The organism is Billgrantia kenyensis (genome assembly GCF_013697085.1).
Lineage (GTDB): Bacteria > Pseudomonadota > Gammaproteobacteria > Pseudomonadales > Halomonadaceae > Halomonas > Halomonas kenyensis.
In genome coordinates this window covers 1-12,382 of record NZ_JACEFT010000047.1, presented here as the reverse complement: position 1 = coordinate 12,382, position 12,382 = coordinate 1, and the positions used below count along the sequence as shown (strand labels likewise).

At 53.8% G+C, this 12,382-nt stretch carries 11 protein-coding genes; 1 reads left to right on the top strand and 10 read right to left on the bottom strand.

The window, feature by feature from the left end:
• Nucleotides 1-196 precede the first annotated feature (196 nt).
• Nucleotides 197-481 (bottom strand): type II toxin-antitoxin system CcdA family antitoxin, encoded by a 285-nt coding sequence (locus H1D44_RS19790; protein WP_238984331.1) that lies wholly within the window; start codon nt 479-481, stop codon nt 197-199.
• On the opposite strand from H1D44_RS19790, the gene H1D44_RS19785 reads away from it, so the two are divergent.
• Nucleotides 480-2,222, top strand: coding sequence for an FAD-dependent oxidoreductase (locus tag H1D44_RS19785; RefSeq protein ID WP_181516992.1), 1,743 nt, complete (start codon nt 480-482; stop codon nt 2,220-2,222). The two genes, H1D44_RS19790 and H1D44_RS19785, sit on opposite strands and share 2 nt — an antisense overlap.
• Here the strand turns inward: H1D44_RS19785 and H1D44_RS19780 are convergent.
• From H1D44_RS19780 to H1D44_RS19740, 9 genes are all read right to left on the bottom strand, one after another.
• A complete protein-coding gene (locus H1D44_RS19780; protein ID WP_181516991.1) occupies nt 2,145-5,288 on the bottom strand; it encodes an AAA family ATPase in 3,144 nt (1,047 codons plus the stop codon). The genes H1D44_RS19785 and H1D44_RS19780 overlap by 78 nt on opposite strands.
• An 89-nt stretch (nt 5,289-5,377) precedes the next feature.
• Complete coding sequence (locus H1D44_RS19775) at nt 5,378-6,004, bottom strand: hypothetical protein (RefSeq protein ID WP_181516990.1); 627 nt, start codon at nt 6,002-6,004, stop codon at nt 5,378-5,380.
• Nucleotides 5,986-6,342, bottom strand: a complete 357-nt coding sequence (locus H1D44_RS19770) for a hypothetical protein (RefSeq protein WP_181516989.1) — start codon at nt 6,340-6,342, stop codon at nt 5,986-5,988. Before H1D44_RS19770 ends, H1D44_RS19775 begins: the two co-directional genes overlap by 19 nt.
• Before the next feature lie 109 nt (nt 6,343-6,451).
• On the bottom strand, nt 6,452-6,727 hold the full coding sequence (locus tag H1D44_RS19765) for a hypothetical protein (RefSeq protein ID WP_181516988.1): 276 nt from the start codon (nt 6,725-6,727) through the stop codon (nt 6,452-6,454).
• Between the two features lie 58 nt (nt 6,728-6,785).
• Nucleotides 6,786-7,385: a hypothetical protein gene (locus H1D44_RS19760; protein ID WP_181516987.1), complete on the bottom strand. Its 600-nt coding sequence runs from the start codon at nt 7,383-7,385 to the stop codon at nt 6,786-6,788.
• Between the two features lie 12 nt (nt 7,386-7,397).
• Nucleotides 7,398-8,111: a PD-(D/E)XK nuclease family protein gene (locus H1D44_RS19755; RefSeq protein WP_181516986.1), complete on the bottom strand. Its 714-nt coding sequence runs from the start codon at nt 8,109-8,111 to the stop codon at nt 7,398-7,400.
• 261 nt (nt 8,112-8,372) lie between these two features.
• The gene (locus H1D44_RS19750) at nt 8,373-10,400 is read right to left on the bottom strand and encodes a coiled-coil domain-containing protein (RefSeq protein ID WP_181516985.1); all 2,028 of its coding nucleotides are present in this window, start codon (nt 10,398-10,400) and stop codon (nt 8,373-8,375) included.
• Entirely contained in the window at nt 10,400-10,858 is a 459-nt protein-coding gene (locus H1D44_RS19745) for a hypothetical protein (protein ID WP_181516984.1), read from the bottom strand. The genes H1D44_RS19750 and H1D44_RS19745 overlap by 1 nt, the downstream gene beginning before the upstream one ends.
• On the bottom strand, nt 10,848-11,765 hold the full coding sequence (locus H1D44_RS19740; protein ID WP_181516983.1) for a hypothetical protein: 918 nt from the start codon (nt 11,763-11,765) through the stop codon (nt 10,848-10,850). Before H1D44_RS19740 ends, H1D44_RS19745 begins: the two co-directional genes overlap by 11 nt.
• Nucleotides 11,766-12,382 lie beyond the last annotated feature (617 nt).

The following is a 12,382-nucleotide window of genomic DNA, read 5'->3' as shown; positions in this document are numbered from 1 at the left end:
TATTGGTCGTCTGCGTACACGCTTTTTCGCGCAGGAAAGCATAACAATCGCAGGGTTACGTATCTGTGGCGCTTCGCCGATAGAAATGTAGGAAATTGCCTACAAAGCAGACGGGCACCCCGCGCCTACCCTCGGAAACGAAAAGCCCCGGAGCCAGACGGCTGGCTCCGGGGCTTAAACAACGTGCTTAGCCTAGCTATTGACGGTGGCGTGCGAGAGGCAAGCCGTTGGCTTCGACGTAGGCGTTCGAACTCGCCAGGGCACTGGAATTTTCTTTCAGCCACTGCTCCTGCTTATGCCGTTTCACAGCCTCGGCGATCCCCGCCTCTGCGGCCCGTGAAATGTTGATCCCGAGTGCTTTTGCTTCTTTGAGCAGAGCACTAGCGCAACGGATCACTTCGGTATCACCTCTCCTCACCCCCTTGGCCGCAACGTGCTCTTGGTGGAAGCTACGCAAAACAACGAGTGGGGACGTCATCATGGACCTTGCACCGCTGCGGGTCGCCATCATTGGCGGCGGGGTTTCTGGCCTCTCGCTGGCGTACTACCTGCAAAAACTCGGCTGCCAGAAGCTGGGGGACGAGGCGGCCCATCAGATCGAGGTCACCCTGTTCGAGCGCAAGGCCAGCCTGGGCGGCAACGCGGAGACGGTGTGGGTCGACCTCGGCAACCGACGCCTGCCGGGCAAGCCCGAGATGCCGTATCGGCGCTGGGCCGACCTGGGGGTAAATGACGTCAACCTGGCCACCTACCAGCGCCTGCGCACGATACTCGCCGAGCTCGGTGAGCTGGAGCACATGAAGCCGCTGGAAAACAGCGAGTGCTATTTCAGCCACGATGGCGGTGTCGCGCTCACCGACGACCGGGACCTGGTGCGCGGCGTCAGCGATCCGGCTCATGAGCTGAGCCTGGTCGATGGGGGGCGGCTGGCGATGCTGATCGCCGTGGTCCACCGCAGCGCCATCAACCTGGTGGAGAGCCGGCGCATTACCCCGCGCTATACGGTAGACGACTTCTTCGACGCCTGCGCCGCCGCCCCCGCCGAGATGCTGAGCGAAGCAGCGGAACAGCTGAGCGCCACCTTCGACTGGGACGACCCGGAGCTATCGGCCCGGCTGGAGCGCATCCGCCACACCGTCTACTACCCGCGCATCTCGGCCATGTACTTCGCCGACGACCGCGGACCGGGCGGCATGCCGCTCCAGGCACCCTTCGAGTATTACCGCCTGCAGGAGGGCGGCTCGCCACCCGATCGTCGCTACTTCGAGCATGGCGCCCAGCACTGGCTGGAAGCGCTGGCCGCGCATGTCACCGGCCCGCTGACACCGGGCCCGCGAGTCGAGATCCTGCGCGGTATCGAAGTGGAAGCCAGGCTATCGACCCAGGGCGTGACGCTCACCGAACGCGCCCCAGGCGATCGCCGCTGGGAAGCCGACCTGCTGATCATGGCCACCCATGCCGAAGATGCCCTGCCGCTGCTGACATTCGATGACGACCTGAACGAGTCCCAGCGGGAGCTGCAGCATATTCTCGGCAAGGTGCGCTACACCCGCAGCTTCGGTGTCTGCCACACCTCCGCCGCCCGCCTGCCGCCCAATCCCAACCTGTGGCGCACCCGCAATATCGAGGTCCGGGGCCGCGAAGACACCTTCCACCCCTACCGCATCGACTACGTGGTGAATCGCCATCAGAACGACGCCGAGAACCCCTGCTACGACCGGGCGGGCCTGCCGCAGTTCTTCGTTTCGCTGGTGGATGACCTCAACCGCATTCCCCGCAGCGAGATGCTGGACCGACATGCCGCGCCCCCGGATGCCCCCGAGTCGCTGGCCGGTGCGGGCCTCGGTGCAGCCGGCTACCGCGACCGGCTACCGGCAATCGAGAGCGCCCTGGAGGCCAAGGCCTGGACCCTGTTCAAGCACAACGTGCTGGATGCCGACTGCCTGGAGGCGCAGGCGGAGATCGAACGCTACCACCAGAGCACCGCCCGCAAGCGCTTCGAAGGCCAGCGGGATCTCTGCCCGCTGCTGTTCGCCGGTGGCTGGACCCGCGGCGCCGGCCTGCAGGAGCAGTGCCTGGAGCAGTCGGCGCATCTCGTCGCCCTGCTGCTGGCGGCCCCCGAGCGGCGACTCAATCCCCTGCGCCTAGCCGCGAGTGGCGGCCAGGCAAGGCAGCGTCATTCGCAGGCCGGCGGCGTCGCCCCGCTGCCAGCAAGCCTGTAGCCGCGCCAAGGCGCTGGCTTCGCCGCTGTCGAGCCAGTCGGCGTGGGCCTCGATCAGGGCGCGGTGATGCTCGCCCCAGGCGCAGGGCTCCGCCCCCATCAGTTGGGTCAGGCGCTGGGCATAGTGGCGGGCCGCCTCGGGGTGCCCATCGAGCAGGCTGACCTCCGCCGCCGCGATCAGGAAGCGATAGCCGTTGTGTCCCACACAGCCGCCATTCAGCAGCGCTTCGCCCTCTTGTAGCGTCGCCAGGCGTGTCTCAAGCTGCTCTTCCAGCAGCGCCCGGGTACCCAGTACCCAGGGGCCGATAAAGGCCTTCAGGCCGTGCTGTTCGACCAGCTGCCAGGCACGCTCGATGCTGGCTCGCGCCTCGGCCAGCCGTCCGGTGACCAGCTCGACCCGGGCACGACTCTCCAGCAGGAACGCCTCGAAGCGACCGGAGCCCAGGCCACGCGCCACCGTGAGCGCCTGTTCGATCTGCTCGTCCGCCGCTTGAGGCTCGCCCTGGGAGAGCAGAATCCACCCCGCGGTGAGCCGCGCCACCACCTCGGCACGCCGATTGCCGACCCGCTTGCCCAGCTCGGCAGCATCGAAGCAGTCGGCCAGCGCCGCGTCGGTCTGGTTGGCGTAGATACGCGCCGTGCCCAGCATGAACAGGTTGGAGGCCTCCAGGTCGGCGTGGCCATGGGTTCGGCACAGCGTGACGCAGTGGTCGAACAGCTCGAGGGTGCTGCGCATCTGCCCCTCGGCATAGTGGGCATCGCCCAGCCCGCTCAGAGCCTGGATCTCGGTACGCACGCCGCCGCCACGGCGAGCCTGCTCCAGGGCGCGGGTGTGATAGGCGCGGCTGGTGGCAAAGTCGCCCCGGGGGAAATAGAGATTGCCCTTGAGATAGAGCGCCTCGGCCAGGGGCAAGGGATCCTCCAGCGCCTCGGCCAGGGGCAGCAGGCCGTCGAGAATCGCCTCCTCCGCCGCCAGCTCGTCGAGCATGTTGAGCACCCTGGCCAGCCACAGGTCGGCCGTGATGCGCTGACGCTCCTCCCGGGCGAAGCTGCGCGCCGCCTCGAAGTACTCCCGTGCCGCCTGGACCTGCCCGGTGGCCATCGCCACCTGGCCCTGCAGCAACATCAACCGGTACTCATCCTTCGGCGCGTAGTCGATGGCTCGGCAATCCCGCAGCAGCGCCATGGCTTCCTCGTGTCGATAGCGTGCCATTTCCGCCGCTACCGCTTGCAGGAAGGCATTGGGCGCCTCCAGCGAGCGTGCCCGGTGCAAGTGGCGCGCCCGCAAGCCAGGTTCCGCCTCGCCGTAGAGTGCGGCCAGGCGCAGGTGCAGGCGGTCGCGCTGGATCTTGGGAACCCCCTCATAGATGCCTTGCAGGATCAGGTCGTGCACGAAGCGGTAGCTGTCCTCTTCCAGCGGGCGCACCAGGCTGTAGCGCTGAGGAAGTTCGGGTTGATAATCGGCCTGGCCCAGCACCTCCTGCAGTGAGGTCAGGGAGAAGCGCTGCCCCATCACCGCGGCGATGCACATGGCCCGACGATCCAGATCGGTGAGCTGATCCAGCTTGCTCTGTACCAGATTGGCGAGACTGGCCGGCAGGCTGCGATGAGGATGGAACAGCAGCAGCTGAGTCAGGAACAGCGGGTTGCCCTGGGCCTGGGTCACGCAGCGGGCGGCGTGCTCGGCGGGCACCGTGCCGTAGCTGGCCACCAGGGCCTCGGCCTCCTGCGGGCGCAGCGGCGGCAGCTCGATCAGGGTGAGCGGCAGCTCCGGCAGCTGCGGGCGCAGGCGGCTCTCCAGCGGGTCCTGCTCCAGGCGCGAGGTGAACAGCCAGATCACCGGCGCTTCCTGGGTACCCTGCAGCAGCCCGGTGAGCGTGGCCAGCAGCGCCTCGTCGGCCCAGTGCAGGTCCTCCACCACCACCAGTTGAGGGCGATGAATGGAGCGCGCCAGGAGCAGGTCGCGCAGTGCCAGTACCAAGCGCTGGTTGCGGGTCGCGGGAGTCATGGCCGCATAGAGCGACTGCGCCTCCTCCAGCTGAGGCAAGCCCAGCAGCGGACGCAGCAGCATGGCGTGGTCCATGGGCAGGCGCAGCGCCGAGAGACGGGCCAGCAGTTGGGCCTCGGCTATTTCCTCACTCTTTACCTCACCCGGCCCCTCACCGGAAGCTTGCAGCAGCGAACGCGCGAGCTGCATCAGCGGACCTTCATCGGCCCGGGTACCGAAGTCCAGCACCTCGGCCTGATGATGATCGGCATGGGCCGCGGCCATTTCGGCAAACTCGGCGCTCAGGCGCGTCTTGCCGATACCGGCCACACCGCGGATATAGATCAAATGACTGGCCTGGTAGGCCTGGGTGCTCTCCAGGATGGTTTGCAACTGGCCCAACTGCACCCGGCGCCCCACCAGCTCGAAGCGTGCGTCATGAACCTCGTCCCGGGGTTGGCGATAGCGCAGCCACTCCCCGCCTTCGTCATCGAAAACGAAGCGCTCCGCCAACTGCACCGCCACGCCACGCTCGACCCACACGCCACTCTGCTCACCCGACATCGAAAGCGGCGTAGCCGTGGGCCAATGGCCGGCCTGGAGATACACGCCACGCGCCCCCCCTTGCTCCACCAGGGTGGCGGCACACAACAGGCCGCGCTGCGCATCGCTACGGTAAGCCCGGGGCAGCCCGAACAGCGCCGTGCCCCCTTCCTCCAGGCTGCCGCCGAAATGCTGCACCCAGCTCGCCAGAGCCGAGGGGTCGGCCGCCATGGCATGCAGCTGGATCAGCACGCGGGCGCTCTCCATCTCCTCGATATCGGAAGCGACAACGGCAGCCTCCTCGGCCTCCGCCGACAGCTCCTCGACCTCGACCTCATAGATCTCGGCCAGATGGCGCGCGGTACGATACAGCACCGCCTTGCCACTCTCCGCCCGCTTGATGGAAGCGATGGAGACACACAAGCGCCGATCAAAACAGTACTCGGCCAGCGCCTCCTGACTCAGGCCCAGCCGCTTGCGATGCTGCTTCAAGCGCTCACGATCCAGCCGCAAGCGCCCGTCTTGGGGGATGATCACTGGTGTTTCCTTGGCGGTATCACATTACAAATACAATATTGTTGCAGAACAACCGAGAGAGGTCAGGTTATACACGTGAGGTTAACGCACTAATCAGCCGCCGCGTCAGCGGTCGGCTGAATTTCCTTGTTACACCCTTCCAGCTCAGCGATTTCACTCTTAAGCTCTTTGATCCGCTTGCCTTTGTCTACCCCGGCATCGATTGGCCTGAAAGTACGCAAAGCAATAAACAAATAGTACAAAGCGCCCAAGTACCCTACCAGCCCAAAAACGGGGATTACTGACTGGAAGGCAAAGCCCAATGTCATCCATATCAGCCCTTTTGTTATTCTCCTCAGAGCCAAATAAAGAAGAATTGCTATTTGGGCCGAGCGGTCGCTATTCTCCGGAAGAGTAATTTGATACTTGATCGTATCTTCTCTCAGGGCGGAAATTTTACTTTGTCTAGAAATTTTTGAAAACTTTTCTGATACGAACGTCACCAGTTTTTGACCGCAACATAGAATTACCCAGAATAGTCCAGAGCCTAAAGCACCCTGAACGATAACTGGCCACTCTAAAATCCCACTAATTATTCTATCCACTTTTTCTATTCTCTGAAACGTAACGTTGAAGCTGAGCCAGCGGACAAAAGCCGCCGCAGCTTTTGGCCGTCGCTGCCAGCGCCTTATTAGGCACTGCGGATTGGAACCTCGGACTATCCCATCTCGCACCATCGATAGGTGTTCGTGTAGCCTGAACTATCGACCTCAAAAACACGCTGATCATCGGCTAGCACACCCTTTACAACCCAGCCGATGTCCTTCGCTGCTGCCTCAAAAGCTTCGTCCTCGGTCTTTCCGGCCTTACGATGCTTTTTATAGATCGGCTCCAAGGACGTGCCGGTCCAGTCGGTGTTCTCTCCGCCAACCAGATCTCGGACCGCAAAACGCTCGCCCTTTCTGTTCTTGATCCAGCAATAGACCGCGCCTTGAACAAACGCGCGTATCAGCCCGGCCTCTGTTTCTGACAGCCCAGATACCCGGCGTACTTCAGAAGGAGGTCTCAATGCCATCTTCTTCTCCCATACGGTGCAAATATCACTACTTCACGAACACGCCCAATGCCTAGGCACGAGGGCGCGCAGCGAAGTGGAGCGTCCCTTTGAGCCCATTGCTAGCGTTTTAACAATCTTCGGCGTTCTGATTTCGTTTCTCTTTTTGCGCTGCGCCTTCTGGTTCTTCATACTTTCCGTGCACACCCAAGGACGATCCCTTGGGATGGTACTTACCATCCTGACCTAGACAAATGGTATTTTCCGTCCTGACCGAGAAAGGATCCTTTTTAATGATACTTTCCGCCTTGGCCAAGAAAGCTTCCTTTGGGGTGGTACTTGCCATTTTGGCCAAGGAAAAAACCCGCTGGATGATATTTCCCGTCTTGACTTGGGGAATGATCAATTTGGGATCCTTGGTGGTTTCAGGCTACACAATACAACGCGACTCCGATCCTCTTGGCTTAAATACGCAGAATACTCAGCACCTCTCTCGCCGCCGTTATAAGAGCCGACACATCCACGACCCCATCGCTATGCACCTTGGCTGCGCCGCGCTTGCTCCGCCAGTAGTCAGCCTCGTCCGGAATCCAGCATTGAAGCCTGACAATATCTTCGGCAAGCAGGTTCTTTTCGCTCTCGTCCTCCGCAGCGATATAGGCTACCAAGCCGTCGCTGGGAGTTAACGCCACTGCCGTATACAGCCATGCGTCCTTACGACCGGGGAGCGAATAGAAACGATAGAGTGCATCGTCCCAGATCATCTTGGGTGCGGGAAGTGCCTCCTGGTAATAGTCAGCGAACGGAACCTCACGCACATACCCCTCGCTTACGAGCACCTCCTTCCAAATCATCCCCCAAGCAGAATGTAGCGACGCTACGTAATCGCGTCGTACCTTTGCGGCCATCAGCAAGCCGTCGTGGTAGTCGAGCATGCTTTCCCATTGCAAATCGATGGGAAAGTGATCCTGCTTCTGCTCAAGCAGATGGTCCACAGCGGTCCGCACGCCCGGCTTTAGCATGTAATCGCGGACGCTCGCTGGCAGCGTAAGCGTTTGGCTCATGTTCCCCCCTTACTAAAATGTCCGATTTTTTGCCATATTCCATATTGTGCGCCGGAGGCAGGCAAAGTCTTCTACCCCCTCGTCAGGCTCCTGAATCAACTCTTGCTCCAAATATCGGAGCACTGCTAACCAAGTCACCGGCTGCCAGTCCTTGTTGCGCGCAATAGACCTCGTGGTGCGTGATGTGAGTCGGTCTAACAGAAGAAAGAGAGCGTATCCCCCCTCAGCGGTCTGCCGCTGGGCGTACTGGCGATAGGCAGGGAGCTGCTTGCTTGTTATGTGGTGATCGAACTTGCACTCGATCAGTACCAAACGCCGGCTTGTTTTGTCAGTAGTCGGCCCATCGAACCACTCGATAGCAATGTCGATTCGGCGGTCCCCGGTGCGCCGCTCGGCTGCGACTTCTAGAGTACCCGGCGTCGCGAGCAAGGGATCAAGTCTCAGCCGCTCATCCATGCGACCAGCAGCACGATAAAGCGCACGCACCAGAGCTGCGCACCTCCGCGGTCCAGCATCGGTGAACACTGTTGGTGACAGAAAATTAACTAACGCAGAAGTGACTTGCGGTTCCGAAAGGCGAATACCCCAATTCAGCCCTTCCACGGCGAAAGCATGTCGTCTGGCACTGACATCGCCGTATAGAGAAGCTGGTACTATTGAGAGATATGCTGGGCCCCAGTCCGAGTCCAAGGCAGCCTGATTCAGCACCGGCAGGTGCTCAACCATGGACCCTTCCATAATTCTAAAGAGATTAACTAGCTTCTCGGCATCCCAGCTAACCGAACAATCAGACTCCGAAAGCTCCGCCATATGCAAACATGTAAAAATGGTGGTCTCCTTGCGCTAACGCCCGCAACACCGGACAATCAGGAGTGTAGCTGTAAATTGTTTCGAGTGCTTGCGCTTGTTATACGTCACCTGCACCATCTTCGCGATGTAAATTCGGAAATTGGCGAACGTTAAATTTTTCACTCTGAGCCCGAAAATCTATTCTTTAACTGGAATTGGATCTGCCTCTGCCGAAGACTCATCCATAGATAAGATATAGTCATGGAAATAAATAGTTTGTACATTGATATCCTTGCAAGCAGCTTCGAGATCCTCAGCATCCAAACTTGTAGCAAAAATAACCTGCCCACCTTTTTCAAAAGACTCAGATGCCTTGTGAATTAGATTAGAAAAACTAAACTTGCTTGCCTCATGCTGACGAGGCTCATCAAAGACAACAAAGCCTCCGTGATTAGTATTTTTATCTTCAGCTGCCATTTCTAAGAGAGCCAAAGTATAAGACCATATAATACGAATATAATCACTAGCAGATGATTCGGCTACAATGTCATAACCTTCTTGTTCTGGACGTAATGTCTGCCGGGAAAGAGAAATCGAACTGATCGCAGACTCTTTAAACCCAAAGGAGACCAAGTTTGCTCTAATCAAACTTTCTAACTTTCTAACTGCCACAGCTTTATTTGAAGTTGCGGATGAATTTTTGAGAATTTTTAATGATTCGCTATCAGTCGCCCAAGAAAGATATACATAATTAGCCATTTCATTTAACTCATCCCTAATCTTCTGTAACCTAATGGCGTCTTTAAGCTTTATCTCTGATCTAACTTTTTCTCGAATCGATTGCTTTAAGGCACCATTAACATCTTCAAAGTCACTCCTTAGCTCATCAAGTTTGTTTGATTCCAACTCTAGTCGTGAATTTAGCAATCTAATAGAATCTTGTAGTTCACCAATTTCTTTTGCGGAACGAATTTCAATTGAAGAAAAAAAGTCAACCTGATTCTTTAGGAAATCTATATTCGCCTTAAGAGACATAGGTTCACGTTTGGAAGTTTTGTTGCCCAAAGTATCATAAAGATCTGATTCACATATTGGACACTTATCGGTGCTTAGATCAAGAGAAATATCGCTGCCGACTTTTTGAAGGCGTAGAAGCTGCTGATATTGATCCAAATCTTTTTTTAGAACAGAGAGCTTTTTATCAATATCTGATGCAGAAGAAAGAGTCAATTGAAGGTCATTACACACATTTTCATATTGATTCCTCAAAGCTCTTACAATCGAAACCTGAGAATTAATTTTCTCGTTATCAATCTTGCTGCCATCTGTCTTCTTTTCCAAATCTTTAACAAGTTTAGTTAATGCGTTAATTTGATCGTCTAGAGATAAAGAGGTTTCATTTTCAGCATAGAAAAAATCTAAAGATTTTTTTACACCGTCTTTCTTTAATTCAGATATATTATCAAGCTCAACCAGATTAAATCTGGCTATACTTTCAGCTCGTTCAACTATTGATGCCCAGTCTTCTTCAGCCTTTTCTATCTTATTGCTTAGTAGAGCAACTTTTTTATCATGCTCAAATGTGTCAATAGATAGACAGAATTCAACAGCAGACTTCTTAAGGTTTTTTATTCCATAGTAAGTCGGTGTATTTGCCTGAATTTCAGACCACCCTCTCTTTTGTTCGATAAAAAATAGCGGGAATATACACTCCAAGTATAAAATAGTGACTTTTCCTTCAAAAGTCACAACCTCAGGTAAACTCCAACCTATAAACTCTGCTAGCCAACTATGAAAACCTCTTTCGCTCTTTGCAGATCCGACGCTACCTGAAGAGCCTAAAAAATAATCTTTCCCCTCACCATTAATACTTACATTAACTTTATCGGCGTCACCTTTAATATCTCTTGTAACGACTGCTGTGGTTCTAGATGAATTCTCAATAACTAACTGAACCAGCGAGGAGTGGACAAAGTAAGGTGTACCATCTTTTTTGGACTTATATATTGTTTCGTATAGAGAGCTTGGGAAGGGCTTTTTTCTACTTGGTCCTAAAATAGCCTCTAGGCCGAGACCATACGCAATGCTATTAACACAAGTAGATTTACCAGATGAATTTTCAGCTCGTATAATGTTTAATCCTTTGTTTAAAGAAAGATTAGTGGAAAACACCCCACCATTAGTTGAAGCTGATAAATATATATTCTTTATAGTTAAACCAAGCATTAGACCAGCTTTCCTGTAATCTCTTTGACTTTGGTGTCTGTTAGTTTTTTCCCATTTTTCTGCAAAAATGCTCTTTCCGCTTCCATGACTTGAACATTAACAAGCAAATCAAACAGCTGACAGCCTTGTTCGGTTATATACAGACGACTTTCTTCTATATAAATAAATTGTTTCGCGCTAGCAAATTCAACAGCTTTATAAGTAGCGGCATCAACGGACACAAATGGTATATCTAGAGCTCTGCCATGAAGATATTCCTCATAGTCATCCCAATTAACACTTCTGATTAACATCCAAACTAAGATATTTAATTTTTTAGTATCTAGGTAAAGCTTATCTCCACCAACAATTTTTATAGCAATTACTATCAGTGAGATACGCCAGAGAGGTCTCATTTCAATAGCTATAGGAAAATCTCTGCGGCTAATTTTTGTCTTGATAGTGCTTTTATATCCCATCTTCAAAATCCATGTAACACTCTGCAAGCCATTTAGAAAGGTACCCAAATGACAATGTTTGTACATTTGAGTCTGACATCAAGGAAGTATGTTTCTTAAAGGCACCTTCATTGCTTTCAATAACTCCCCTTATAAATACACTGTCGATATCTTCTGCCAGAACGGACGTAGTCTCCATCTGATCAAGCTGGGCTCTGGCGCTATCTTCGATCATGTTATAAAGATCTGGATGTTCATCTCTCAACTGATCAAGAAACTTCTCTACTTGCATATACTTGGTGACAACTTTCTTCTTAAAGCGATCAGAAGAAGGTCCCATTATTGTTTCCGACTTTCTTTCGATATTGTCTACAAACTGAACATTGCCAGATTTCCACATGTCAATCTGTGCATCCGTTACGCTCATGAGAGGAATGTTGATTGAGGTTGAATAAACACCTTGGGCATACCTCTTGGCTTGAGGGAAAGAATCTGCTGTTTCTATTTTAACTATTAAATTATCGTTATCGATAATGGATAGATTTCTCTTAATAATTTCATTCTTCTTTGTTTGGCAGTACTTAATTAAATCCTTTGATCTATTGTGAGGAGTCAAAAGCACCCAATGGTTTATTTTTATACCATCAAGTAATTCAGCGATTTTTGCTTCGTTTTTCTCCAGCTTTTTAAGATCCTCCCTAATTTTCTTCTGTACACTTTGCTTATATTTTGCCATATCCAGACCATCATTAGGTCGATAGCACTGATATACGGTCCCGTCGGCAGTGAAGAACTCTAGCCCCAAATCACCTCCATCCTCATCGGGTACAGGCCAAAAGTACTTGGCGCCATGATGTTGCCGAAGCATAACCTCACAAAAGGGCTCCCACTCTTCGCGGGATAATCGTTCAATGAAGCTACTAGTCATAGGCACTACCCGTGTAACTAAAAACCGAGATTTTTTGATTTTAAAGAATTGTGAGTGAATCCATTATGTTTATTGATAATCATTTTAGATACGGAAAGATAGCTTCATTTCATGATTTTATGTATACCGCGAATCTGAATAATTATGTTAAAAAACATTCAGGTGATTCCGGCGACCGTATCCTAGGGCCGGTTAACTAAATTCAATGTCCGCTTAGGGCCGAAATCGGACTTACTACGACCACAGTATAACGCCCCAATAATCGGCAGCTGGAACGCAGCGAAGCGTAGTGTAGGCTGTCCAGCGCCGTAAGCGCGAAGTTAATTAGTTTGTTATACGATTTCTGCAACGTTAGCCTCGAAAACGTCGATATCAGGATTAAGCTTGTTCACGAGATTTCTCACTAGACTTTTAGTTCGAGTGTCCATCTTAGACCCAAGCAATATTTGAATTATGGATACATCCACGTAGTTCGAGTTTGTTACGAATATTCGTTCTTCCTCTTCGTAAGACCACGGCTCAAGCTTACAGGTTAAGACATGGCGGTCTCAAGTCCCAAGCGCAACACTATTGAAGGGTGTCCGGTCCAGCGACTGATTTCTTGAGCACCTCGGAAT

What these genes read in the sequence shown, in the direction of transcription:
- H1D44_RS19740 (WP_181516983.1), bottom strand. Translation starts at nt 11,765, where the DNA reads ATGACTAGTAGCTTCATTGAACGATTATCCCGCGAAGAGTGGGAGCCC.
- H1D44_RS19790 (WP_238984331.1), bottom strand. Translation starts at nt 481, where the DNA reads ATGATGACGTCCCCACTCGTTGTTTTGCGTAGCTTCCACCAAGAGCAC.
- H1D44_RS19745 (WP_181516984.1), bottom strand. Translation starts at nt 10,858, where the DNA reads ATGGGATATAAAAGCACTATCAAGACAAAAATTAGCCGCAGAGATTTT.
- H1D44_RS19770 (WP_181516989.1), bottom strand. Translation starts at nt 6,342, where the DNA reads ATGGCATTGAGACCTCCTTCTGAAGTACGCCGGGTATCTGGGCTGTCA.
- H1D44_RS19755 (WP_181516986.1), bottom strand. Translation starts at nt 8,111, where the DNA reads ATGGTTGAGCACCTGCCGGTGCTGAATCAGGCTGCCTTGGACTCGGAC.
- H1D44_RS19760 (WP_181516987.1), bottom strand. Translation starts at nt 7,385, where the DNA reads ATGAGCCAAACGCTTACGCTGCCAGCGAGCGTCCGCGATTACATGCTA.
- H1D44_RS19785 (WP_181516992.1), top strand. Translation starts at nt 480, where the DNA reads ATGGACCTTGCACCGCTGCGGGTCGCCATCATTGGCGGCGGGGTTTCT.
- H1D44_RS19750 (WP_181516985.1), bottom strand. Translation starts at nt 10,400, where the DNA reads ATGCTTGGTTTAACTATAAAGAATATATATTTATCAGCTTCAACTAAT.
- H1D44_RS19775 (WP_181516990.1), bottom strand. Translation starts at nt 6,004, where the DNA reads ATGGTGCGAGATGGGATAGTCCGAGGTTCCAATCCGCAGTGCCTAATA.